A 23449-nucleotide genomic window follows, 5' to 3' on the forward strand; every position below is an offset into this window, starting at 1 on the left:
GTGAGCACGCTTCCCGAGATCCGCACCCTGCCCGTACCCGACGGCCTGGAGGGCGAGCGCGTCGACGCCGCCATCTCCCGCATGTTCGGCTTCTCGCGCACGAAGGCGGCGGAGCTGGCCGCCGCCGGCAAGGTGCAGGTCGACGGCGCCGTGGTCGGCAAGTCCGAGCGGGTGAGCGGCGGGTCCTGGCTCGAGGTGGAGATGCCCCAGGCGCCCGCGCCGGTGCAGGTGGTGGCGGAGCCCGTCGAGGGCATGGACATCGTGCACGACGACGAGGACGTGGTCGTGATCGTGAAGCCGATCGGCGTGGCCGCGCATCCGTCTCCCGGCTGGTCGGGCCCGACCGTGATCGGCGGTCTTGCCGCCGCCGGGTACCGCATCTCGACCTCGGGTGCCGCCGAGCGCCAGGGCATCGTGCACCGGCTCGACGTGGGCACCTCGGGCCTGATGGTCGTGGCCAAGTCGGAGCACGCGTACACGTCGCTCAAGCGCCAGTTCAAGGAGCGCACGGTCGACAAGCGCTACCACACGCTCGTCCAGGGCCATCCCGACCCCACCAGCGGAACCATCGACGCGCCCATCGGACGCCACCCCACGCACGACTACAAGTGGGCGGTCACGGCCGAGGGCAAGCCGTCCGTGACGCACTACGACCTGATCGAGGCCTTCCGCTCGGCCTCCCTGCTCGACGTCAAGCTGGAGACCGGGCGCACCCACCAGATCCGCGTCCACATGGCCGCCCACCGGCACCCGTGCGTGGGCGACCTGACCTACGGCGCGGACCCGACGATCGCCAAGCGGCTCGGACTGACCCGTCAGTGGCTGCACGCAGTGCGCCTGGGCTTCGAGCATCCGGGGGACGGGGCGTGGGTGGAGTTCGAGAGCGCCTACCCCGCCGACCTCCAGAAGGCGCTGGACAAGGTACGTGAGGAGAGCTGGGCATGACCGCGGCGTACGTGGTGCGGACAGCCGAGGACCCCGCCGACCGTGAGGCGTGCTTCACGGTCCGCAAGGAGGTCTTCGTGAGGGAGCAGGGCGTTCCCGAGGACATCGAGTACGACGTCCACGACGCCGACGCGGTCCATGTGCTCGCCGTGCGCGACGACGGCATGCCGCTCGGCACCGGGCGCCTGCTGTTCGGGGAGGCGGCCGCGGCGAAGAACGGCGGTGACCCGTCCGTGGGGTCCCTCGGCCGGCTCGCCGTGACCCGGGAGGCGCGCGGCCTCGGCGTCGGCGCGGCGCTGGTCCGGGCGATCGAGGACGCGGCACGCGCGCATGGCCTGACGGCGGTGGACCTGCACGCGCAGACGCATGCGCTGGGGTTCTACGAGCGGCTCGGTTACGAGGCGTACGGGCCCGAGTTCCCGGACGCCGGGATACCGCACCGGTCGATGCGGCGCCCGCTGTAGACGGGGAGCGCCGAAGAGCCCCGCGGGAGGCCGACATGGCAGGCTTGGGGTCTGCCGTGTGAACGTCGAACCGCCGGAGCGCTCACCGTGGATCAACTGGCCCTGATGCTCCTGCTGCTGCTCGGGGCCGTGGTGAGCGTCCCGGTCGGGGACCGGCTGGGAGTACCCGCTCCGGTGCTGATGACGCTGCTCGGGATCGTGCTGGCACTGCTGGACTTCGTGCCGAACGTCAACATCCCGCCCGAGCTCATCCTGCCCGCACTGCTGCCGCCGCTGCTGTACGCCGCGGCGCGCCGGACCTCCTGGCGCCAGTTCGCGGTCAACAAGCGGCCGATCTTCCTGCTGGCCGTGGCCCTGGTGTTCGTCACCACGGTGTGCGTCGCAGTGGTCGCCCACGCCATCGTGCCGGGGCTGCCGATCGCCGCCGCGGTCGCCCTCGGTGCGCTGGTGGCGCCGCCCGACCCGGTCGCGGCCACGGCCGTGGCGGGGCAGCTCGGACTGCCCCGCAGGCTGGTCTCGATCCTGGAGGGGGAGGGCCTCTTCAACGACGTGACGGCGATCGTGCTCTACCACGTCGCTATCGCCGCCGCCGTCAGCGGAACGTTCTCGTTCCCGGACGCCGCGCTGGAACTGGTGCTCTCCGCGATCGTCGCCCTGGTCGTCGGCCTTGTGCTCGGCTGGGCCGCCAGCAAGCTGCTTGACCTGCTCGACGACGCCACCCTCCAGGTCGGCCTGACGCTTCTGGTGCCGTATGCGGCCTACGTCCTGGCCGAGGAACTGCATGGCTCCGGCGTCCTGGCCGTGCTCGTGACCGCGCTGTTCCTCGCCGAGGCCCGGGATCCCGACGACGTGCTGATGCGCCTGGCCGGGCATACGTTCTGGGAGGTGGTCGACACCCTGGTCACCGGGATCGCGTTCGGGCTGATCGGGCTGGAGCTGCACCAGGCGATCCGGACGGCGTCCGGGCGGTGGGACCGGATGCTCGTCTGGGCCGCGGCGATCGTCGGCGTCGTGGTGGTCGTACGCCTCGTGTATCTGCTGCCCGCGACCTGGCTCACCAAGCGGATGCACGCGCTACGGGACTACGACGAGGACATCCCCATGTCCTGGCGGGAGACCGTCGTGATGTGGTGGGCGGGGATGCGCGGCGTGGCCTCGGTGGCGCTGGCCCTCGCCATTCCCCTGACGATGGACGACGGATCGCGCTTCCCCGACCGGGACGAGATCGTGTTCATCGCCTTCGGAGTGATCATGGCGACGCTGGTGCTCCAGGGGCTGACGCTGCCGTGGCTGGTGCGGAGGCTGGGGGTGCGTGCCGACACCGTGAAGGAGAAGGAGTTCGAGAGGGTGCTCGCGATCCGCGCGGCCAAGGCGGCGAAGCGGAGGCTCAAGGAGATCGAGGACGTCGAGGAGCTCCCGGAGGAGCTGTCCGAGCAACTGCTGCGGCGGGCCTCCGACATCGGGGTGCGCATCAGCCCCGAACTCGCGGACGAGGAGCGGCGCGAGGCGCACCAGCAGCGTGCCAAGCGGCTGAAACGGCTGCGCAGGATCCAGGGTGAGATGCTCAGCGCGGCCCGGCACGAGGTGCTGGCGGCCCGCAGCGAACCGGGGTCGGACCCGGAGGTCGTCGACCGGGTGCTGCGCCACCTGGACGTGCGCAGCCTGCGCTGACCGCCGCGCCGGGCCGGCGACGCGTCCCGGGCGCCCGGGGGAAACAACCGGCCCGCGGATGCCCGGCTTTGTACGATCGGATCATGGCGCGCAATGTGGTGATCAGTGGTGGCGGCACGGGGATCGGGCTGGCGGCGGCGCGGGCGTTCGCGTCGGACGGGGATCGGGTGCTGCTCCTCGGCCGGCGTGCGGAGGTGCTGGAGAAGGCCGAGGTGCCCGGCGCGCTCACCTACGCGGCCGACCTGAGCGACCCCGGCGCGGTGCGCGGGGTCGCCCGCCTCGTGGCCGACGAGCTCGGCACCGTGGACGTCCTCGTCAACAGCGCGGGCGGAGCGGGCAATCTGGAGCCCGCGGCCGGCACCGAGGACGTGCTCGACGCGGTGGCGCACACCTGGACCGTCAACTTCCGGCTGAACGTGCTGACCGCGACCCTGCTCACGGAGGCGCTGCGCGAGCGGCTCGCCTCGCCCGGCGGGCGCGTGCTGTTCCTCAGCTCCATCGCCGCCTACCGGGGGTCCGGCAGCGGGGCGTACGCCGGGTCCAAGGCGGCGCTGCACCCGTACGCCTTCGATCTGGCCCGCGAACTGGGACCGCGCGGGATCACGGTGAACGTGGTCGCGCCCGGCTATGTCGAGGACACCGGGTTCTTCGGCGACGCGATGAACCCGGCGCGGCGCGAACGACTCATCGCGGAGACGTCGACCGGCCGCGCCGGGACGCCCGGCGACATCGCCGAGACCCTGCACTGGCTGGCGTCCCACGGAGCGGGACACATCACCGCACAGGTGATCCAGGTCAACGGCGGTGCCGAACGGGGGCACTGACGGACCGGCGCCTCAGCCCCGGCCCGTCCGCGACTCGTACGCCCTGCGGGCCGCTTCGGGCGACCTGTGCCCGTTCGCGCCGGGCGGGGGCACCGCGTCCGCCGTGTTGACCCGCGGCAGTGCGTAGGGGTGCTCCTCCGTCAGCCAGCGGATCATCTGCTCGCGGACCGTGACCCGGACCGTCCAGATGTCGTCCGGGTCCTTCGCCGTCACCAGCGCCCGTACCTGCATGGTGTTGGGCGTCGTGTCGGTGACCTGGAGACCGAGGGCGCGGCCGTCCCAGGCCGGGCACTCGCGCAGGATGTCGCGGAGCCTTTCGCGCATCGCCTCCACGGGCGCGGCGTGGTCGACGTGGAAGTAGACGATGCCCGTCATCTGCGGGCTGCCGCGGGACCAGTTCTCGAACGGTTTCGAGGTGAAGTACGACACCGGCATGGTGATCCGGCGCTCGTCCCACGTCCGCACCGTGAGGAAGGTGAGCGTGATCTCGTCGACCGTGCCCCACTCGCCGTCCACCACGACCGTGTCGCCGAGCCGCACCATGTCGCCGAACGCGATCTGCAGACCGGCGAAGAGGTTGGCGAGCGTGGACTGCGCGGCGACACCGGCGACGATGCCGAGGATGCCGGCCGAGGCCAGCAGCGAGGCGCCGGCCGCGCGCATCGCGGGGAACGTCAGCAGCATGGCGGAGACCGCCATCACGCCGACCACGGCCGCCACCACGCGCATGATCAGCGACACCTGGGTGCGCACACGGCGGACCCGGGCAGCATCGTGGTGGGCGCGGGCGTAGCGGGTGTACGAGGTCTCGACGATCGCGGCGGCGATCCGGATCACCAGCCACGCGGCCGCACCGATCAGCACCAGCGTCAGGGTCCGGCCGACCCCGACCCGATGCTCCTCGAGGAGTTTCGCCTCGTCGTAGGAACCTCTCAGCATGGCGGCGCACAGGACGAGCTGGTAGGGGATGCGGCCGCGACGGAGCAGGCCCCACAGGGGCGTCTCGGGGTGCCGGCCGTTCGCCTTGCGCAGCAGGATGTCCGTGCCCCACCCGATGAGCAGTGTGAGCACGACCGTGCCGCCGACGACGATCACCGGGCGCAGTACGTTCTCCATGCCTTCGAACGTAACCGCAGGAAGCCATGATGAACATGTGACCTGGATCCACCCCGGAACAGCCGGTCACGGCACGGTCCGTATCGGCTGGCACGATGGACTCATGAACATCATGCTCTTCCACTCGACGTACGGACTGCGGCCGGCCGTCCGGGCCGCCGCCGACCGGCTCCGCGCCGCCGGGCACGAGGTGTGGACCCCCGACCTGTTCGACGGCCGCACCTTCGAGATGGTCGAGGAGGGCATGGCGTTCAAGGACGGGATCGGCAAGGAGGAGCTGCTCAAGCGAGCCGTCCTGGCAGCCGCGCCGTACTCGGAGCGAGAGCTCGTGTACGCGGGGTTCTCACTGGGCGCCGCCACCGCGCAGACCCTGGCTCTCGGCGACAGCAAGGCCCGTGGGCTTCTGCTGCTGCACGGCACCTCGGACATCGCGCCGACCGCCTCCGTGGACGACCTGCCGGTCCAGCTGCACGTCGCCGAGCCCGACCCGTTCGAGACGGACGACTGGCTGAGCGCCTGGTACCTGCAGATGGGCAGAGCGGGAGCCGATGTGGAGATCTACCGTTACGCGGGCGCCGGCCACCTCTACACCGACCCCGGTCTGCCGGACTGGGACGAGGAGGCGGCCGAGGCCACCTGGCGGGTGGCGCTCGGCTTCCTCGACAGCCTTTGAGCGGACTTGCCTGCGCGGATCACATCGCGCGGGGCGAGGATCACGCCGGGTCGTAGGTGCGCTCCACCTTCTGCGTGCCGCTGCGGGTGCGGTACGAACGCGCCCACGAGGAGGTGGCGTTCGGGTTGGTGCGGTCGGACAGGACGTAGTAGTCCATCTGCGCCCGCTCGGCGGTGATGTCCAGGACGCCGTAGCCGTGGCGGTCGGTGTCCACCCACTGGACGTGCCGGTTGGCCGCGCGGATGACCGGTGAGGCCAGCGCGGAGACGGTGCCCTCGGGGACCTTGACGATGTCGTCGAGGTTGTCGGAGGTGACCGATGTGACCACGAACTCGGTGCCGGCCGAGGGGGACAGCGGATATGTACCGGCGTCGACGGGTATGTCGTTGGCCCACGCCATGTGGATGTCGCCGGTCAGGAAGACCGTGTTGCGGATGGCGTTGTCCCGCAGGTGGGCGAGGAGTTCCCGGCGGTCGTCCGTGTAGCCGTCCCACTGGTCGGTGTTGAGCGCGATGCCCCCCTGCGGCAGGCCCAGCAGCTTCGCCAGCGGCTTGAGCAGGTCGGCGGTGAGCGAGCCGACGGCGAAGGGCGAGATCATCACCGAGTTGCCGACCAGCCGCCAGGTGGTGTCCGAGGACTTCAGACCCGCCTTCAGCCAGTCGAGCTGCGCGCGTCCCGTGATGGTGCGGTTCGGGTCGTCGACCGAACCGCTCGCCGTGGACGCCTGCTGCGAGCGGAAGGAGCGCAGGTCGAGCAGCGAGAGGTCGGCGAGCCTGCCGAAGCGCAGCCGGCGGTAGGTGGTGCCCTCGACCGCCGGACGGACCGGCATCCACTCGAAGTACGCCTGCTTGGCTGCAGCCTTGCGGGCTGTCCAGGTGCCCTCGGCACCCTCGGTGTGGTTGACCGCGCCGCCCGACCAGGCGTTGTCGGCGAACTCGTGGTCGTCCCAGATCGCGATGACCGGCGCCTTGTGGTGCAGGGCCTGGAGGTCGGGGTCGGTCTTGTAACGGGCGTGCCGGACACGGTAGTCGGCGAGCGTGATGATCTCGTTGGCCGGGGAGTGCGGGCGGACGACCGTGCCGCGGGTCCCGTACTCACCGCTCTTGTACTCGTAGATGTAGTCGCCCAGGTGCAGCCATGCGTCCAGGTCGCCGCGGGCGGCCAGGTGGCGGTACGCCGAGAAGTAGCCGGCCTCCCAGTTGGCGCAGGAGACCACGCCGAAACGCAGTCCGGGCACCGTGGCACCCGCGGCCGGGGCGGTGCGGGTGCGGGCGACGGGGGAGTCGGTGCCGCCGGCGGAGAAGCGGAACCAGTAGTCCGTGGCGGGCGCGAGACCGCGAACGTCGGCCTTGACCGTGTGGTCGGAGGCGGCGGCGGCGGTGACGGACCCCTTGGCGACGATGTCGGTCAGCGCCTTGTCCCTGGCGATGACCCAGCCGACCTCGGTGTCCGGGCCGGTCCCGGATCCGGGCAGTGCCTCGGCGGTGGGCGTCACCCGGGTCCACAGCAGAACGCCGTCCGGCAGCGGGTCGCCCGAGGCCACGCCGTGCAGGAAGGCGGGCGTGTCGGTGGCGGCACGGGCCGGGAGGGCGGCGGCGATCGGAACACCCAGGACGGCGGTGGCGGCAGCGGCCTTGACGACCGTACGGCGGCGCGGGGAGAGGGAATTGCCACTCTCGGACGATCTGTATCGACTGGTCACGGCCGATCAGATTACTGACCGGTACGCATAAAGAGCGGGCGAACGTGGAAAGTTCGCCCGCTCTTTGTCTGCCGGACCCCGGGGTCGGACCGCCGGGGCCTGGGGTCAGCCCTGGGTCGCCTTGTCGATCGCCGTGGTGAACTCCGCCACGGTCATGGGCGCGTTCTGGCCGTCGGAGCCGGTGATCGTCTTGCCGTCCATCTTCAGGGTCGGAGTGCCCTGCACACCGCTCTTGTTGAAGACGTCGGACATGTCCAGCGCCCACTTGTCGTAGGTGCCGTCCTTCACGGCCTTCTGGAAGGCGGCGTTGCCCTTGAGGGCGGACACGGTGTCGGCGACCTTGATCAGGTAGCTGTCGTCCTTGAACTTGTCGTCGGTCTCGTCGGGGTGCCACTGCTTGGAGTAGAGCGCCGTCTTGTACTCGAGGAAGGCCTCGGGGCTCACGTTCAGCGCGGCGCCCATGGCGCTCAGGGCGTTCTTGGAACCCTCGCCCTGGGAGTTGTTGTCGATGAACGAGGCGCCGACGTACTGGATCTTGAACTTGCCGTCGTCGACGTCCTTCTTCACGGTCGCGCCGACGGTCTGCTCGAACTGGGCGCAGATCGGGCAGCGCGGGTCCTCGTACATCTCGAGGGTCTTCGGGGCGGTGCTCTTGCCGATGACGACGGTCGTGCCGTTGGTGCCGCTGGTGTTGGCCGGCTTGACGAGCTTGTCGTCCTTGGCCGCCTCCCAGTAGCCGGGCTTGTTGTTCTGGACGACGGCGTAACCTATGCCGCCGGCGGCGGCCAGGACCGCCACGACCGAGACGGCGACGATGACCTGTCGCTTCGCCTTGTCGCGTTTGGCCTGGCGCTCGCGCTCCTGACGCAGCCGCTCTCGGGCCGCCGTCTTCGCCTCCTGGGCGTTGCGCTTGCTCATCGGGTGCTCTCCATGGGGATGTGCGCACGTGCGGTGCGCGGGATCAGGTGGGGGTCTTCCGGTGCTCGGGTGGTTCAGGCGAAGGCGACCGAGCGCGGGGGACCCCGCCGTCCCAGGGAGTGCACGAACAGGCGGGAACGCGCGGTGACGGCGCGGTGGGCGGGGCGCGGGGCCCGGCGTGCGGGGGAGAGCCGCACCGAGACCGCGGCGACGGCGACCAGTAGCGGCCGGAAGGTGGTGGCGGCCGCGGCGCGCAGCAGGTCGGCCAGCGCCCGCTCGCCCCTGCGCAGCCAGGCGGCCGCGAGGAGCCCCACACCGACATGCGCGGCGAGCAGCAGCCAGGCGGTGGCCGGATCCGCGTGCGCGAGCAGCGCCGCGACCCGGTCGGTGCCGGTGCCGGTGACCCGGGTCAGCGGTGTGCCCACGGTGCCGCCGCTGCACAGTACGTCCAGGCCGACCGAGCGAAGCGGACCGGTGACCGGGCCGCCCGCCCTGCCGTAGCAGGCGTGCTGACCCGCGGTGAACACCGTGTCCGCGGTGAGCTCCAGGGGCACCAGCAGGGCCGCGATCTTCCCGAAGCCGCGCTCGCGGCCCGCCAGCGCGTAGGCCACGACGAAGACGGCGCCGGCGATAGCGGCGACCGTCCCCATCGGCAGCGGGACCTCGGACAGCAGCACGTGCGACGCGGTGCTGAGCGTCACGACCACGGCCGTGAACAGCGCCGCGCGCACGGCTCTGAGCTGGGTCCCGGATATGTCCATAGCGGTGAGAGTGTCGCATGCGCTCCCGTAAGGGGCCCTTAAAGGGGGGCCAGGTGTTACGGGAGCGTTGTGCGCCCTTTCTGCTAGGAGGCCCGCAGGCCGGGGATCCGGCCGTTGCGGAACAGGTCCACGAAGATCTGGTGGTCGGTACGCGCGCGTGCCCCGTACTCGTGGGCGAAGTCGGCCAGCAGCTCCGGGAAGCCCGCCTCGTCGGCGGCGATCGCGGCGTCGATGGCCCGCTCCGTGGAGAAGGGCACCAGGGACTCGCCGGACTGGTCGTCCGCCGCCGCGTGCATGGCTGCCGTGGCGCGGCCCAGGTCGGCGGCGACCGCAGCGATCTCCTCCGGGTCGTCGATGTCGCCCCAGTCGAGGTCCACGGCGTACGGCGACACCTCGGCGACCAGCTGGCCCGAGCCGTCCAGCTCGGTCCAGCCCAGCCACGGGTCGGCGTGCGCCTGCAGGGCCCGCTGGGAGATCACCGTGCGGTGGCCCTCGTGCTGGAAGTAGTCGCGGATCGCCGGGTCGCTGATGTGACGGGAGACGGCCGGGGTCTGGGCCTGCTTGATGTAGATCACCACGTCGTTCTCCAGGGCGTCGCTGTTGCCCTCGAGAAGGATGTTGTAGGACGGCAGGCCCGCGGAGCCGATGCCGATGCCGCGGCGGCCGACCACGTCCTTGACGCGGTAGGAGTCCGGGCGCGCCAGGGACGACTCCGGCAGCGTCTCCAGATAGCCGTCGAAGGCGGCGAGCACCTTGTAGCGGGTGGCGGCGTCCAGCTCGATGGAGCCGCCACCGGGCGCGAACCGCCGCTCGAACTCGCGGATCTCCGTCATCGAGTCCAGCAGCCCGAAGCGGGTCAGCGAGCGGGCGTCGCGCAGCGCGTCCAGGAGCGGGCCCTGCGCGGTGTCCAGCGTGAAGGGCGGCACCTCGTCCCGCTTGGCGCCGGTCGCGAGGGCGTGGATGCGCTCGCGGTAGGCCGCGGCGTAGATCGTCACCAGCTCGGTGATCTGCTCGTCGCTGAGGGCCTTCGCGTACCCGATCAGCGCCATGGAGGCGGCGAAGCGCTTCAGGTCCCAGGTGAAGGGGCCGACGTAGGCCTCGTCGAAGTCGTTCACGTTGAAGATCAGGCGGCCCGTGGAGTCCATGTACGTGCCGAAGTTCTCGCCGTGCAGATCGCCGTGGATCCACACCCGGGAGGTGCGGTCGTCCAGGTACGGGCCGCCGCGCTTCTCGGAGTCGAGGTCGTGGTAGAAGAGGCACGCCGTGCCCCGGTAGAACGCGAATGCGGAAGCCGCCATCTTGCGGAACTTCACGCGGAACGCGGCCGGGTCGGCGGCGAGCAGCTCGCCGAAGGCGGTGTCGAAGACGGCGAGGATCTCCTCGCCGCGTTGCTCGGCGCTGAGCTGCGGGACCGACATCGCTGGGTGCCTCCAGGTGCAGGTGGTGCGTGACGTGTGGGACGGGGTCGTCCGTCCCCTTCCAACGGACGACGGTACGCGGGAGTGCCCGTGACCCTCGCACGTGGACACGGGCGGTCAGGCCCGTGTCCGTCGCATGAAGATACGGGCGCACGGCCGGTGTCCGCCGCGTGAAGGCGCGGGTGCGCGGTCCGTGTCCCCCGGATGAAGGTACGCGTGGAAGGCCGTCGGGTGTCAGTGCCGAGGCATAGACTTCGACGCTGTCCCCCAGACTGTCCGCAGCCTGTCGGACCCCCGTTGACGTCCGTTCTCCTTGGAGGCCGAAGCCGTGTCGAAGCCGCCGTTCACGCACCTGCACGTCCACACCCAGTACTCGCTGCTGGACGGTGCCGCGCGGCTGAAGGACATGTTCAACGCGTGCAACGAGATGGGCATGACGCACATCGCCATGTCCGATCACGGCAACCTCCACGGGGCGTACGACTTCTTCCACTCCGCGAAGAAGGCCGGGATCACCCCGATCATCGGCATCGAGGCGTACGTCGCGCCCGAGTCCCGGCGCAACAAACGCAAGATCCAGTGGGGCCAGCCGCACCAGAAGAGGGACGACGTCTCCGGTTCCGGCGGTTACACCCACAAGACGATGTGGGCGGTGAACAGGACCGGCCTGCACAACATCTTCCGCCTGTCCTCGGACGCGTACGCCGAGGGCTGGCTGCAGAAGTGGCCGCGCATGGACAAGGAGACGATCTCCCAGTGGTCCGAGGGGATCGTCGCCTCCACCGGCTGCCCCTCGGGCGAGGTGCAGACCCGGCTGCGCCTCGGCCACTTCGACGAGGCGCTGAAGGCAGCCGCCGAGTACCAGGACATCTTCGGCAAGGACAAGTACTTCCTGGAGCTCATGGACCACGGCATCGAGATCGAGCGCCGGGTCCGCGACGGCCTGCTGGAGATCGGCAGGAAGCTCGGCATCCCGCCGCTGGTCACCAACGACTCGCACTACACGTACGCCCACGAGGCGGGAGCGCACGACGCCCTGCTGTGCATCCAGACGGGCAAGAACCTCTCCGACCCGGACCGCTTCAAGTTCGACGGCACCGGCTACTACCTGAAGTCCACGGACGAGATGTACGCCGTCGACTCCTCGGACGCCTGGCAGGAGGGCTGCGCCAACACCCTCCTCGTCGCCGAGATGGTCGACACGGCGGGCATGTTCGAGAAGCGCGACCTCATGCCCAAGTTCGACATCCCCGAGGGCTACACCGAGGTCACCTGGTTCAAGGAGGAGGTCCGCCGCGGCATGGAGCGCCGCTTCCCCGGCGGCATCCCCGAGGACCGCCAGAAGCAGGCCGACTACGAGATGGACGTCATCATCTCGATGGGCTTCCCGGGCTACTTCCTCGTCGTCGCCGACTTCATCATGTGGGCCAAGAACAACGGCATCGCGGTGGGCCCCGGCCGTGGTTCCGCGGCCGGTTCGATCGTCGCCTACGCCATGGGCATCACCGACCTGGACCCGATCCCGCACGGGCTGATCTTCGAGCGGTTCCTCAACCCCGAGCGGATCTCGATGCCCGACGTCGACATCGACTTCGACGAGCGCAGGCGCGTCGAGGTGATCAGGTACGTGACGGAGAAGTACGGCGCCGACAAGGTCGCCATGATCGGCACGTACGGCACCATCAAGGCCAAGAACGCGATCAAGGACTCCGCGCGGGTGCTGGGCTACCCGTACGCGATGGGCGACCGCATCACCAAGGCCATGCCGGCCGACGTCCTCGGCAAGGGCATCCCGCTGTCCGGCATCACCGACTCCAGCCACCCCCGGTACTCGGAGGCGGGCGAGGTCCGCGGGATGTACGAGAACGAGCCGGACGTGAAGAAGGTCATCGACACCGCCAAGGGCGTCGAGGGCCTGGTGCGGCAGATGGGCGTGCACGCGGCCGGTGTGATCATGTCCAGCGAGACCATCACCGAGCATGTGCCCGTCTGGGTGCGGCACACCGACGGCGTGACCATCACCCAGTGGGACTACCCGAGCTGCGAGTCGCTCGGCCTGCTGAAGATGGACTTCCTCGGTCTGCGCAACCTGACGATCATGGACGACGCCGTCAAGATGGTGAAGTCCAACAAGGGCGCGGACATCGACCTGCTGAGCCTCCCGCTGGACGATCCCAAGACCTTCGATCTGCTTCAGCGCGGTGACACCCTCGGTGTCTTCCAGTTCGACGGCGGGCCCATGCGCTCCCTGCTGCGACTGATGAAGCCGGACAACTTCGAGGACATCTCCGCCGTCTCGGCCCTGTACCGCCCGGGCCCGATGGGCATGAACTCGCACACCAACTACGCCCTGCGCAAGAACGGCCAGCAGGAGATCACGCCGATCCACCCGGAGCTCGAGGAGCCGCTCAAGGAGGTTCTGGACGTCACCTACGGCCTGATCGTCTACCAGGAGCAGGTGCAGAAGGCCGCCCAGATCATCGCGGGCTACTCGCTCGGCGAGGCCGACATCCTCCGCCGCGTCATGGGCAAGAAGAAGCCCGAGGAACTGGCGAAGAACTTCACCATCTTCCAGACCGGCGCGCGCAAGAACGGCTACAGCGACGAGGCCATCCAGGCCCTGTGGGACGTACTGGTCCCCTTCGCCGGCTACGCCTTCAACAAGGCCCACTCGGCCGCGTACGGCCTCGTGTCGTACTGGACCGCCTATCTGAAGGCGAACTACCCCGCCGAGTACATGGCTGGGCTCCTCACCTCGGTCAAGGACGACAAGGACAAGTCGGCCGTCTATCTGAACGAGTGCCGTCGCATGGGCATCAAGGTGCTCCCGCCCAACGTGAACGAGTCGGAGTCGAACTTCGCCGCCCAGGGCGACGACGTGATCCTCTTCGGCCTCTCCGCCGTGCGCAACGTCGGTACGAACGTCGTCGAGTCGATCATCAAGTGCCGCAAGGCCAAGGGGAAGTACGCCACCTTCCCGGACTACCTGGACAAGGTCGAGGCGGTGGTGTGCAACAAGCGCACCACGGAATCGCTGATCAAGGCGGGCGCCTTCGACACGATGGGGCACACCCGCAAGGGGCTCACCGCGCAGTACGAGCCGATGATCGACAACGTGGTCGCGGTCAAACGCAAGGAGGCCGAGGGGCAGTTCGACCTCTTCGGCGGTCTCGGCGAGGAGCAGAGCGACGAGCCCGGCTTCGGTCTCGACGTCGCGTTCACGGACGAGGAGTGGGACAAGACCTATCTCCTCGCCCAGGAGCGGGAGATGCTCGGTCTGTACGTCTCCGACCACCCGCTCTTCGGCCTGGAGCACGTGCTCTCCGACAAGGCCGACGCGGGCATCGCCCAGCTCACCGGAGGTGAGCACGCGGACGGTGCGGTCGTGACCATCGGCGGCATCATCTCCGGCCTGCAGCGCAAGATGACCAAGCAGGGCAACGCCTGGGCGATCGCGACGGTCGAGGACCTCGCGGGCTCCATCGAGTGCATGTTCTTCCCGGCGACCTACCAACTCGTGTCGACCCAACTCGTCGAGGACGCCGTCGTGTTCGTGAAGGGCCGCCTCGACAAGCGCGAGGACGTGCCCCGGCTGGTCGCGATGGAGCTGATGGTTCCCGACCTGTCGAACGCGGGCACCAACGCGCCCGTGGTGCTCACCATCCCGGCGACCCGGGTGACGCCTCCCATGGTGAGCCGGCTCGGTGAGATCCTCAGCCAGCACAAGGGCGACAGCGAGGTCCGCATCAAGCTCCAGGGCCCGCGCAAGACGACCGTCCTGCGCCTGGACCGGCACCGGGTCAAGCCGGATCCCGCGCTCTACGGGGATCTGAAGGTTCTGCTCGGCCCTTCCTGCCTGGCCGGCTGACCGTCGGCCGCGAGGCGGCCGCGGCCCGGTGAGCCGAGCCGCTGCGCCCAAGGGGCGCACCCGAGGACGGGTGCGCCCCTCTTTGTGTTCCGGGGCTTCAACGGCCCTGGCGCAGGCTTCAGTTGTGGCCGAAGCTCTTCTGCTTCTTACGGGCGACATCCGCGGGGCTGCCCTGGGCCTGCGGCATCGGGGAATCGTGCGACTCCGAAGCGGGCCTGTGCGACTGGTCCTGTGCCTGCTCGGGCTGCGAGGAGCGGCTCTGCGTGCCGGCCTGCTTGCGGTTCTTGTTCTTGGCCATGGTGATGCCTCCTGTGGGGGATCTAGGGGCCAGGGCCGGGACCAGATTCACATAGGCTGATAAAGAACGCATTTCGTGCAATTACCGTCCGTGACAAAGGCAGTGGAGGGGCCGTGACCGCATTCCGCCACGCCGAAGATCGAGTTCGGGCCGTTAACCTCCCGGCGGTCGGGCAGACTCGAAGGAAGCCCGAAGCAAACCTCCCGGAAAGAGGGTGGAACGCGTGGACCGCTGCATCGTCCTGGTGGACGCCGGGTATCTGCTCGGGGCTGCCGCCAGCCTGCTCGCCGGGGAGCCCTCGAGGTCCCGGATCACCGTCGACCACGCGGCTCTCATCCTGGGCTTGCGCGAACGCGCCGAGTCGGACACCGAACGGCCGTTGCTGCGCATCTACTGGTTCGACGGCGCCCCCGACCGGGTGCCGCAGCCGGAGCACCGCCGGCTGCGGGTGATGCCCCGGGTGACCGTGCGCCTGGGCGCGCTGACCCGCAGCGACGGACGGTGGGCGCAGAAGGGCGTCGACGCCGCGATGCACGCGGAACTGACCGAGCTGGCCCGCAACCGCGCCTGCTCGGACATCGTGCTCGTCACCGGCGACGGGGATCTGCTGCCGGGCATGATGGCCGCGAAGGAGCACGGGGTGGCCGTGCACCTGTGGGCCGTCCAGGCGGCCGACGGCGACTACAACCAGTCCGAGGACCTGGTCGCCGAGGCCGACGAACGGCGTGTGCTCGACCGGACCTGGATCACCAAGGCCGTGCGGGCCAAGGAACTGGGCGGGGTGTGCGCGCCCCCGCCGGCGCCGCGCCCGGAGATCGCCGCGATCCTGTCGGCCCCGCTGCCCGAGTCGGCGCTCGCCACCACAGCGGAGCGGCCCGCCGCCCGGCCCGAGCACATCACGGCGTCCGCCTCGCCGAACGGCACCCAGGAGCGGGTTTCGGCCCCGAAGGGCGTCCCCACCCCGAAGGACCTGGCGACCCTGAGGGCGCACGGCGCGCCCCCCGTGCAGCAGCCCGCCGGGGCCACCCTGCGGTGGTCCTCCGACAAGGGCTGGGTGGACCGGCCCGTCGCCGCCGAGCCGCCGGACGCCGCCTCGCTGCCGACACTGGCGCAGCTGACGACGGCGGAGCAGCGCTGGGCCGATCGGGAGGAGGACATCACCACGGTGGGCGGAGACCCCTACGAGGTGGGGCAGGTGTTCGCGCGGCGGTGGATCGGGCGACTCGCCGACCAGACGCAGCTGCAGAAGCTCTCGGGCATGTATCCGCGCGTGCCGCACCGCATCGACGGGGAACTGCTGCGCTACGCGGCGCGGTTCGGGCTGCTCGCGCACAAGGACGACCAGATCGACGAGCGTGACCGGTACGCGATCCGGGCCGGGTTCTGGAGGGAGATCGACCAGCGCACCGCGACGGAGCACTCACCTGCCGGGCCCTGAAGCACGCGGGGCCGACGGGCCCCGGGAACCGGGCGACCGGCGGTACCCCGTACCCTCGTCCCTTGTGAGTACGCGCACCGCACAGGCACAACGGCAGGGTGGCGCCGTCGTGTGCGCCGTGCGGGGGTTGACCAAGACCTATCCGGCGGTACGCGGCCGACGCGGCGCGCCCGGGTCCCCCGAGGTGCGCGCCACCGACGACGTACGGCTGGACATCCGCCGCGGTGAGATCTTCGGGCTGCTCGGGCCGAACGGCGCCGGAAAGTCCACCCTCGTACGCCAGCTGACCGGTCTGATGCGTCCCGACCGCGGCAGTATCGAGATCCTCGGACACGACATCGTGCGCCACCCCGAGCGGGCGGCGCGGATCCTCGCCTACCTCGGGCAGGAGTCCACCGCGCTCGACGAGCTGACCGTGTCGCTCGCCGCCGAGACGACGGGGCGGCTGCGCGGGCTCGAGGTGCGTCGGGCGCGCGAGGAGCGGGACGACGTCCTCGCGGAACTCGGTCTCACATCGATCGCCTCCCGACCGCTCAACAAGCTCTCCGGCGGCCAGCGCCGGCTCGCGTGCTTCGCCGCCGCGCTCGTGGGAGACCGTCCGCTGCTCGTGCTCGACGAGCCGACCACCGCGATGGACCCCGTCGCCCGGCGGGCCGTGTGGGCCGCCGTGAACCGGCGGCGCGCCGAGCGTGGGAGCACCGTCGTGCTCGTGACCCACAACGTCATCGAGGCGGAGACCGTTCTCGACCGGGTCGCCGTCCTCGACCGGGGACGTGTCATCGCCTGCGACACGCCGGCAGGCCTCAAGGACCGCGTGGCGGGCGAGGTGCGGGTCGAACTCGTGTGGCGTGAGCAGGCGCCGCTCGAGGTGCCCGAGGTCGCGGCACTGCGCGCCCGCGCCGTGGAGTCCGGCCGGCGCTGGTCGCTGCGGATGGCCCCCGAGGAGGCGCGCGCGGCCGTCGCCACCGTGACGGGCGGTGCCGCCTTCGCCGCCCTCGACGACTTCACACTGGCCACCCCCAGCCTGGAGGACGTCTACCTGGCGCTCGGCGGCAGCACCCAGGGGCTGGTGAAGGCATGAGCGCGCGGGTCGCCGGGTCCGTATGGAGCGGAAGGGGTGCCGCGTCCGTGCCGGGCGGGGCGGCAGCAACGAAGAGGAGCAGCGCGACGTGAGTGTCGTACCCGCCGAGGTTCTGCCCGGCGTCAGGGTGGCCGACGACGACGCGGAGGAAGCCGCGGTCCTCGGGCCGCGGCCGCGGCTGTGGCCGTCCCTGGCCGCCGTGTACCGCGCGCAGCTCTCCCGGGCCCGGGTCGCACGGATCCCGCTGCTGTTCGTGGCGACGTTCCAGTCGATCGGCATCATGATCATGTTGCGCGGGGTCGTGTCCGGCGGGGACGACGCGCGGTCGGTGGTGGCCGGCTCGTCCGTGCTCGTGGTCGCCTACGTCGGGCTGAACCTGCTGGCGCAGTACTTCGGCCAGCTGCGCGCGAACGGCGGACTCGACCACTACGCCACGCTGCCGGTGCCCGCCTCCGCGGTGGTCCTGGGGGCGGCCGGGGCGTACGCGTCCTTCACCGTGCCCGGAACGGTGGTGACCGCCGTCTTCGGGTGTGTGCTCTTCGGGTTGCCGCTCGCCCATCTGTGGGTACTGCTCGCGGTGATCCCGCTGGCCGGGGCCGCGCTGGCCGGGCTCGGCGCCGCGCTCGGGCTGCTCGCGCCGCGCCCCGAACTGGCGACGCTGCTCGGCCAGCTGGGCATGTCGGCGGCGCTGCTGCTGGGCGTGCTGCCGGCCCACCGGATGCCGGAGGTCGTACAGCTCGTGCGGGACGCCCTGCCGTCGACCTATGGTGTCGAGGCGTTCGCGCGGACCTTCGGCGGAGATCCGGACTGGGCGCTCGTCCTCGGTGACCTGGGGGTGTGCGCCGCCGTAGGGGTGGCCTCGCTCGCCCTGGCGACCTGGGCGTACCGCCGAGCGGCCGTCCGGTGACGCCTTTGACCGACACGACTGGCAGGATGTGAAGGTGACCGCTCCGTTGACTCCTCCTCCGCCGCCGCATGAACAGTCACCGCACTCTGCGCATCACGGGTGGCAAGCCGTGTCCGCCCCTCCGGGAGCCGGACCCGCCCCGCACGGAGCCACGCCCGCGTTCAAGACGGACGGGCCCGGAATGAAGACCGAGGTGCTGGAGGCGGCCGTCATCACGGTGTGCGTCGCCCTCGCCGGGGTGGTGCTCGGGTTGTTGTGGGCGTGGCTCGCGCCGCGTGTTCCGCTGGTGGGAGACCTGGTCGACAAGAACTGGGTCGTCTATCTGAAGGACACCGAGGGCGAGCAGGCCATCGGTGTGGACGGGACGTTCACCCTGCTGGCGCTCGCCTTCGGCGCCGTCAGCGCCCTGGTCGTCTTCCTGGTGCGCCGGCGCGGCGGGGTCCCGCTGGTCGTGGCGCTCGCTCTGGGCGGACTGCTCGGCTCCGTGCTCGCCTGGCGTGTCGGGGTCTGGCTGGGACCCACGCAGAACGTGATCGCCCACGCCAAGGCCGTGGGCAAGGGAGTGACGTTCTCCGCGCCCCTGAAGCTGGGCGCGAAGGGGGCGGTGCTGGCGTGGCCGCTGGCCGCGCTGGTGGTGCACCTCGGTCTGACGGGTCTGTTCGGTCCGCGTGATCCGGAACCGTACGCGACCTCCTACGGGGGGCCGCCCGCGGCGTGACCCCCCGGGGACGCCGTGGCGCCGGGCCGGCTCAGCCGAGCCGCCCGGCGCTGATCTTGTTGCGGGACGTGGTCACGACGGCCGGTGGCCGTGATTGGCGTGACCCTTCTTCATGCGCCATTTGCGCTTGCGTGTCCTCTTCGACATGTTTCCGTACTAGCCGAGGAACGGCCGTCCGTCGAGTGCTCACGCACGCGCGATCGGCGCCAGGATCGCCTCTGTGACCCTCGCGAGGTCGGCGGGGGCCAATTCCACCTCCAGGCCGCGGCGGCCCGCCGAGACGCAGATCGTGGCGTGCGACGACGCCGAGTCGTCGACCACCGTGCGCAGCTTCTTGCGCTGGCCCACCGGAGAGATGCCGCCCCGCACGTACCCGGTCGTGCGCTCCGCCAGGGTCGGGTCGGCCATCGCCGCCCGCTTGCCGCCCACCGCGGTCGCCAGCGCCTTCAGGTCCAGTGATCCCGCCACCGGGACCACCCCGACCACCAGTGCGCCGTCCACGTCCGCCACCAGCGTCTTGAAGACCCGGTCGGGGGACACGCCCATCGCCTCCGCCGCCTCCTCGCCGTAGGAGGGGTGGGACGGGTCGTGTTCGTAGGAGTGGACCGTGAACCCCACTCCGGCCGAGGTCAGCGCCACCGTCGCCGGGGTGCCCCCGGGCTGCTGCTTCTTGGTCTTCTTCGCCATCCCGGCCGTTCCCCACATGTCGTGCTTCAGTTCAGGCTGGTCGGAGTCCGTGTCAGCTCGGACGCCGGCAACGACGGCAGACTACGGATGATCGACGTCTCCGAGCGAAGCAGTTTCAGCTCGTCGCGTAGGCGGGAGGCGGTGTCCGGTGCCTGGAGCAGCCGCTGCTTCGTCGGCGTGTCCAGCATCACCGCGGCCGCCACCAGGTAGGACACCACCGACGGCTCGTCCGGCAGATCCGCACCCGTCGACAGCGACCTCTCCCGCGCGCCCGCGAGCCGCTTCTGGTACTGCCGGAACGCCCGCAGCACACCCTCGGCGAGCGCGCCCGCCTCGTCGCCCTGCTCCTCCGCCAGCTCCTCCAACTCGGCCGTCAGATACGGCCCCGAGGCGTCCACCGAGAGCAGACGGACGCGGGTCGTGCCCGTCGCCAGCACCTCGAACGTGCCGTCGGCCCGCTCCCGGACCGTCGCCGCGTCCGCGATACAGCCCACCCTGTGGAAGGCCTTGGCCGGATCGGCGCCGAAACCCGCGGCGGGTCCCCGGTCGGGCACGGTCGTCGGGTCGGGCATGCCCGGAGTGCTGGGAGCCACCTCGTGGCCGTCGCGGATCGCGACGACGGCGAAGCGGCGCGGTTCGTCCTCGGGGGTCTTCAGGAGTTCGCGCATCATGGCGCGATAGCGCTCCTCGAAGACGTTCAGCGGGAGCACGAGTCCCGGGAACAGCACCGAGTTCAGGGGGAAGAGCGGGAGCCGGACGGTGGTCACGACGGGAAAGCCTAATGGTCGCGCGACGACGTGGGCCCGGCATGCCCACTTCGTGGAAGCAGCGGCCGGGCCGGACGTCCGGAGCGGCCGGCCGACACCTCGCGGCCGACGCCCTCCCGCAGCCGCAGGAACAGGCCCAGGGGATCGTCGTCGACCCGGTCCCAGGGGAACGAGGTGGCGTACGGGCCGATCATGCGCAGCTGGGTCATCGCGTCCTCCCAGCGCTCCAGCCCGACCAGGACGAACGTCAGGAGGTTGCGCACCTCCGCGGGCCACGGGTCGGCGGCCGCGTACCGAGCCGACAGCGCGATCGCCCGGTCCGCCGCCGCGTCCAGCCGTTCGCGGCCCACCGCCGTGCCGCCGCCGTAGGCGAGATAGGCGAAGGCCGCACGCACGGGGAGCGCCTGCACGAGCGAGCCGGGCAGCGCGTCCTGCGCCGCGGTCTCGGCGAAGTCGAGGCACTCGCTGTGCGATCCGTGCCAGGAGGAGGCGAGATAGCGCAGGGCCGCCACATGGCAGCCGTAGTGGTGCGCGCAGCGGTGAACCGCCTCGCCCCACAGGCGCTCGAACTCCCGGTGGCCCGCTTCGGTGCCCCGTGCGTGGTCGAGCGCGATCCGCCACGGCACGGGGTCGCGCGGATCGCCCTCGCAGGCGGTCGCGATCAACGGGCCCGTCAGCCGCAGCAGTTCGGCACGGTCGGGTGACTCCCACGCGCGCGTCAGGGTCAGTTCCGCCTTCACCAGCAGCGCGTCCGGGTCGTCCGGGGAGACGGCGCACCACTCCTCGAACCATTCGCCGCGAAAGCGGGCGAAATCGGCGAGCCGCGTCACATACCGGTCGCGGTCCTCCCACTCGGCGTTCTCCCGTGTGGTCGCGAGCAGTTTGGCCGCCGGGCCGTGGTCGCCCTGGGCCGCCGCGACCAGCGCCGGTGCGAGGTGCTCGTCGGGGGCGTCGAGCAGCACCTCGGCGTCCGCCGGCAGTCCGGGAGCGAGGTGGGAGGAGGAACGGGTCATCCGTGTCGTACGGATGAACGCGCGCAGCAGTGACATGGTGTCGACCATTGAAAAGCCGCAGGTCGGGAACGCGCCAGGGTGAAAACCTAATCCGTAGTTAGTTGTACTCTCAATAGTCAAGAGTAGGTAAAAGAAGACTGTTTCGGTGCTGTTGGGCCCCTATGTGCCTGCCGTCCGGCCGCTGCCCGGTCAGCCCCGCCGCAGCAGCCGCGTCGCCCCCGCCGCGATGGTCGTCGCCAGGATCCAGCCCAGCAGGATGACCACCGCGGACAGCCACTGCCAGCCGCCGCTCAGCTGCCACTGCCCGACCTGGCCGAGGTCGATGACGGGCAGCAGCAGGTCCAGGGCGAGCAGGGAGGGGTTCCACGCCGGATGGCCGTCCTTGTTCACCGGGGGGTGGCTCGCGTGCGAGAACGCGATGGAGGTCGCCGCCCACAACACCGCCATCCACACCGCCGCGCGGCCCGGCCGGTAGCCGTACGCGACGGTCCAGTCCTGCGCGTACCCCCACAGCTTGGCCCCGAGCGGCAGCGTCTCGCGTCGGCGCCGCTGCTTGGCGAGCAGCACCTCGCGGGCGTCCTCGTCCTCCCCGGAATTGCGCAGCACGGTCGCGAGTCGCTCATAGGGTTCGGGGTTGTACTCGGCGGTCGCCGCCGACACCCACTCCAGACGCCGGGCGAGCGGGAAGGCGTCCTGCGGGACGAGGTTCTCGTAGGTGAAACCGCCCATGTGCAGGTTGCCGGTGACCGGCCAGCTCGTCCATCGGTCGACGAGGGTGACGATCCGGCCGCCCGAGAGGACCACCTTGCCCCGCTCGGGTCCCTCGCCCAGGAAGCGCAGCTCCGGGGTCTGGATCCGGCGCAGGGACAGCTCCTGGTCGTCCTCGAGGGCGAAGAGGGCCTGCTCGAGGTCGACGGCGTCCCCGAACCGCCCGTCGTCCAGCCGGATCCCGCCCCGGCACTCGAACCGCTGTACCCGCGTCCCGCGCGCGGGCGTCGTCCCACTGGTCAGCAGCGGATTGCCGACGCCCGCCGGGGTGAGGTAGAGCGAGCGCTCCACCGTCAGCTGCGGGGCGTTCAGCGCCAGCCGGCCGTACGGGTTGGTCAGCCGGGCGCCGCGCAGACTCAGGGAGACGCCGACGGTCGCGCTGCGCAGGCTCAGCTCGCCGTGCGACTCCAGCATCTCGGCCTGGAGGTCCTGTCCGACGGTCAGCCCGTCCGCGGTGATCGAACGGCCGCGCCGGTCCCGGTACACGACGGCCTGGTTGAGCAGCAGATCGGTGCCGATGTGCGCGTCGGTGAGCCGCACGCCGTTGTGGAAGCGGCAGCGGGGCAGATGCAGATCACCCTCGGTCTGCAGCCGTGCCGCCTCCAGGCGCGGCACCGAGCAGTCCACCAGCCGTACGGTCGTGAAGCGGGCCTCCGGCAGCAGGACCTCCTTCTCGAACCTGCAGCCCATCAGCTCCACGTAGGGCACGATCGTGCCGCCCGCCAGGTCCAGCGTGTCGGTGATCCGCACACCGGTCAGCTTGAGCGAGGAGACCCGCCCCGCCAGCGCGTGCGGCCCGTCGAGGAGCAGCCAGGCCACGATCCGCGCCCGCACGGAGCGGTCGGCTCCCCAGGGGACGCCGCCGTGCGGATCGTCCGCGGCGGCGTCCCCGCTGCGCAGGTCGTACTCGCTGCCGTTGCGGAAGGCCTGCCACATCCCGGCCTCTGTCGCGGCCAGGTCCTCCGGCAGGTCCCCGTCGTGGACGCCGGCACCCTCGGTCACGGCACCTTCCCTTCTCCCCGGCTACTCACGGGTCACGTACGACCGTTCATGCCCGCTGTGTGACCGGCCGAACGCTATCGGTGAAGACGATCTTCCGGCTGGGGTGCCGGTCACCCGATCCGGCCATCCCGGAGGCCCGTCACACCGCCGTGGCGGATCGCGGAACCGCATCGCCGGAGGTCGAGGGGGCCCGGGGCCGGTCGGCGGACCGTCCCGGCGCCACCGCGCACGAGGGCCGGGAGCCGGGAGCGGCGGACCCGGGCCGATCGGATCCCAGGTGCCGGAACGCGGATTCCGGATCGCGGACGACGGGGCGTGCAGGGGCCGAGCCGGAGCGGTGGGTGCGCCCCGGCGGTCGCGGGAGTCGCCGGGCAGTTCGGCCGGATCCCGGCGCCGGTGTGGACCGGGTG

20 protein-coding genes are annotated in these 23449 nt (G+C 70.9%); 10 read left to right on the plus strand and 10 right to left on the minus strand.

Translation table 11 applies throughout. The annotated features are described in order from the left end of the window. The 4 genes from RCR19_RS27265 to RCR19_RS27280 all read left to right on the plus strand — a co-directional run bounded on the left by RCR19_RS27265 (nucleotide 1) and on the right by RCR19_RS27280 (nucleotide 3904). Complete coding sequence (locus tag RCR19_RS27265) at nucleotides 1–945, plus strand: RluA family pseudouridine synthase (protein WP_331267523.1); 945 nt, start codon at nucleotides 1–3, stop codon at nucleotides 943–945. Beyond that, nucleotides 942–1409 (plus strand): GNAT family N-acetyltransferase, encoded by a 468-nt coding sequence (locus RCR19_RS27270; protein ID WP_331267524.1) that lies wholly within the window; start codon nucleotides 942–944, stop codon nucleotides 1407–1409. Before RCR19_RS27265 ends, RCR19_RS27270 begins: the two co-directional genes overlap by 4 nt. Before the next feature lie 87 nt (nucleotides 1410–1496). Continuing rightward, complete coding sequence (locus tag RCR19_RS27275) at nucleotides 1497–3080, plus strand: Na+/H+ antiporter (protein ID WP_331267525.1); 1584 nt, start codon at nucleotides 1497–1499, stop codon at nucleotides 3078–3080. Nucleotides 3081–3163: 83 nt separating this feature from the next. Continuing rightward, complete coding sequence (locus RCR19_RS27280) at nucleotides 3164–3904, plus strand: SDR family oxidoreductase (RefSeq protein WP_331267526.1); 741 nt, start codon at nucleotides 3164–3166, stop codon at nucleotides 3902–3904. Nucleotides 3905–3916: 12 nt separating this feature from the next. On the opposite strand, the gene RCR19_RS27285 is transcribed toward RCR19_RS27280, so the two are convergent. Next, nucleotides 3917–5020: a mechanosensitive ion channel domain-containing protein gene (locus RCR19_RS27285; RefSeq protein ID WP_331267527.1), complete on the minus strand. Its 1104-nt coding sequence runs from the start codon at nucleotides 5018–5020 to the stop codon at nucleotides 3917–3919. A gap of 103 nt (nucleotides 5021–5123) precedes the next feature. On the opposite strand from RCR19_RS27285, the gene RCR19_RS27290 reads away from it, so the two are divergent. Next, the gene (locus RCR19_RS27290; protein WP_331269569.1) at nucleotides 5124–5693 is read left to right on the plus strand and encodes a dienelactone hydrolase family protein; all 570 of its coding nucleotides are present in this window, start codon (nucleotides 5124–5126) and stop codon (nucleotides 5691–5693) included. Between the two features lie 40 nt (nucleotides 5694–5733). Here RCR19_RS27290 and RCR19_RS27295 read toward each other — a convergent pair whose 3' ends face one another. From RCR19_RS27295 to RCR19_RS27310, 4 genes are all read right to left on the minus strand, one after another. Next, nucleotides 5734–7395, minus strand: coding sequence for an alkaline phosphatase D family protein (locus tag RCR19_RS27295; protein WP_331267528.1), 1662 nt, complete (start codon nucleotides 7393–7395; stop codon nucleotides 5734–5736). Between the two features lie 105 nt (nucleotides 7396–7500). Continuing rightward, nucleotides 7501–8313 (minus strand): DsbA family protein, encoded by an 813-nt coding sequence (locus RCR19_RS27300; RefSeq protein WP_331267529.1) that lies wholly within the window; start codon nucleotides 8311–8313, stop codon nucleotides 7501–7503. 74 nt (nucleotides 8314–8387) lie between these two features. Beyond that, on the minus strand, nucleotides 8388–9074 hold the full coding sequence (locus RCR19_RS27305) for a hypothetical protein (protein WP_331267530.1): 687 nt from the start codon (nucleotides 9072–9074) through the stop codon (nucleotides 8388–8390). Nucleotides 9075–9157: 83 nt separating this feature from the next. Continuing rightward, the gene (locus RCR19_RS27310) at nucleotides 9158–10492 is read right to left on the minus strand and encodes a DUF2252 domain-containing protein (protein WP_331267531.1); all 1335 of its coding nucleotides are present in this window, start codon (nucleotides 10490–10492) and stop codon (nucleotides 9158–9160) included. A gap of 328 nt (nucleotides 10493–10820) precedes the next feature. On the opposite strand from RCR19_RS27310, the gene dnaE reads away from it, so the two are divergent. Next, entirely contained in the window at nucleotides 10821–14360 is a 3540-nt protein-coding gene (gene dnaE / locus RCR19_RS27315) for a DNA polymerase III subunit alpha (RefSeq protein WP_331267532.1), read from the plus strand. Between the two features lie 118 nt (nucleotides 14361–14478). Here the strand turns inward: dnaE and RCR19_RS27320 are convergent, their stop codons facing one another. After that, nucleotides 14479–14658 carry a hypothetical protein gene (locus RCR19_RS27320; RefSeq protein ID WP_331267533.1) on the minus strand — a complete coding sequence of 60 codons (180 nt, stop codon included), beginning with the start codon at nucleotides 14656–14658 and terminating at the stop codon, nucleotides 14479–14481. Between the two features lie 223 nt (nucleotides 14659–14881). Here RCR19_RS27320 and RCR19_RS27325 point away from each other — a divergent pair, with 223 nt between their 5' ends. The 4 genes from RCR19_RS27325 (at nucleotide 14882) to RCR19_RS27340 (ending at nucleotide 18802) form a co-directional block, all read left to right on the plus strand. Then, nucleotides 14882–16096 (plus strand): NYN domain-containing protein, encoded by a 1215-nt coding sequence (locus RCR19_RS27325; protein WP_331267534.1) that lies wholly within the window; start codon nucleotides 14882–14884, stop codon nucleotides 16094–16096. A 109-nt stretch (nucleotides 16097–16205) separates the two neighbouring features. Next, the gene (locus tag RCR19_RS27330) at nucleotides 16206–17177 is read left to right on the plus strand and encodes an ABC transporter ATP-binding protein (protein ID WP_331269570.1); all 972 of its coding nucleotides are present in this window, start codon (nucleotides 16206–16208) and stop codon (nucleotides 17175–17177) included. An 88-nt stretch (nucleotides 17178–17265) separates the two neighbouring features. Continuing rightward, nucleotides 17266–18084, plus strand: a complete 819-nt coding sequence (locus tag RCR19_RS27335; RefSeq protein ID WP_331267535.1) for an ABC transporter permease — start codon at nucleotides 17266–17268, stop codon at nucleotides 18082–18084. A 34-nt stretch (nucleotides 18085–18118) separates the two neighbouring features. Beyond that, nucleotides 18119–18802 carry an AAA family ATPase gene (locus tag RCR19_RS27340; RefSeq protein ID WP_331267536.1) on the plus strand — a complete coding sequence of 228 codons (684 nt, stop codon included), beginning with the start codon at nucleotides 18119–18121 and terminating at the stop codon, nucleotides 18800–18802. A 186-nt stretch (nucleotides 18803–18988) separates the two neighbouring features. On the opposite strand, the gene ybaK is transcribed toward RCR19_RS27340, so the two are convergent. From ybaK to RCR19_RS27360, 4 genes are all read right to left on the minus strand, one after another. After that, nucleotides 18989–19489, minus strand: a complete 501-nt coding sequence (gene ybaK, locus RCR19_RS27345) for a Cys-tRNA(Pro) deacylase (RefSeq protein WP_331267537.1) — start codon at nucleotides 19487–19489, stop codon at nucleotides 18989–18991. A gap of 26 nt (nucleotides 19490–19515) precedes the next feature. After that, nucleotides 19516–20256, minus strand: coding sequence for an LON peptidase substrate-binding domain-containing protein (locus RCR19_RS27350; protein WP_331267538.1), 741 nt, complete (start codon nucleotides 20254–20256; stop codon nucleotides 19516–19518). Between the two features lie 11 nt (nucleotides 20257–20267). After that, nucleotides 20268–21305, minus strand: a complete 1038-nt coding sequence (locus RCR19_RS27355; RefSeq protein ID WP_331267539.1) for a hypothetical protein — start codon at nucleotides 21303–21305, stop codon at nucleotides 20268–20270. 153 nt (nucleotides 21306–21458) lie between these two features. Then, nucleotides 21459–23039, minus strand: coding sequence for an oxidoreductase (locus RCR19_RS27360; protein ID WP_331267540.1), 1581 nt, complete (start codon nucleotides 23037–23039; stop codon nucleotides 21459–21461). Between the last annotated feature and the right edge of the window lie 410 nt (nucleotides 23040–23449).

Origin of the sequence: Streptomyces sp. WAC07094 (assembly GCF_036320405.1) — a bacterium.
Classification (GTDB): domain Bacteria; phylum Actinomycetota; class Actinomycetes; order Streptomycetales; family Streptomycetaceae; genus Streptomyces; species Streptomyces lannensis.

Coding starts and splice junctions, on each gene's coding strand:
- RCR19_RS27290 (WP_331269569.1), top strand. CDS start 5,124: ATGAACATCATGCTCTTCCACTCGACGTACGGACTGCGGCCGGCCGTC.
- RCR19_RS27310 (WP_331267531.1), bottom strand. CDS start 10,492: ATGTCGGTCCCGCAGCTCAGCGCCGAGCAACGCGGCGAGGAGATCCTC.
- ybaK (WP_331267537.1), bottom strand. CDS start 19,489: ATGGCGAAGAAGACCAAGAAGCAGCAGCCCGGGGGCACCCCGGCGACG.
- RCR19_RS27285 (WP_331267527.1), bottom strand. CDS start 5,020: ATGGAGAACGTACTGCGCCCGGTGATCGTCGTCGGCGGCACGGTCGTG.
- RCR19_RS27280 (WP_331267526.1), top strand. CDS start 3,164: ATGGCGCGCAATGTGGTGATCAGTGGTGGCGGCACGGGGATCGGGCTG.
- RCR19_RS27355 (WP_331267539.1), bottom strand. CDS start 21,305: ATGTCACTGCTGCGCGCGTTCATCCGTACGACACGGATGACCCGTTCC.
- RCR19_RS27305 (WP_331267530.1), bottom strand. CDS start 9,074: ATGGACATATCCGGGACCCAGCTCAGAGCCGTGCGCGCGGCGCTGTTC.
- RCR19_RS27300 (WP_331267529.1), bottom strand. CDS start 8,313: ATGAGCAAGCGCAACGCCCAGGAGGCGAAGACGGCGGCCCGAGAGCGG.
- RCR19_RS27270 (WP_331267524.1), top strand. CDS start 942: ATGACCGCGGCGTACGTGGTGCGGACAGCCGAGGACCCCGCCGACCGT.
- RCR19_RS27320 (WP_331267533.1), bottom strand. CDS start 14,658: ATGGCCAAGAACAAGAACCGCAAGCAGGCCGGCACGCAGAGCCGCTCC.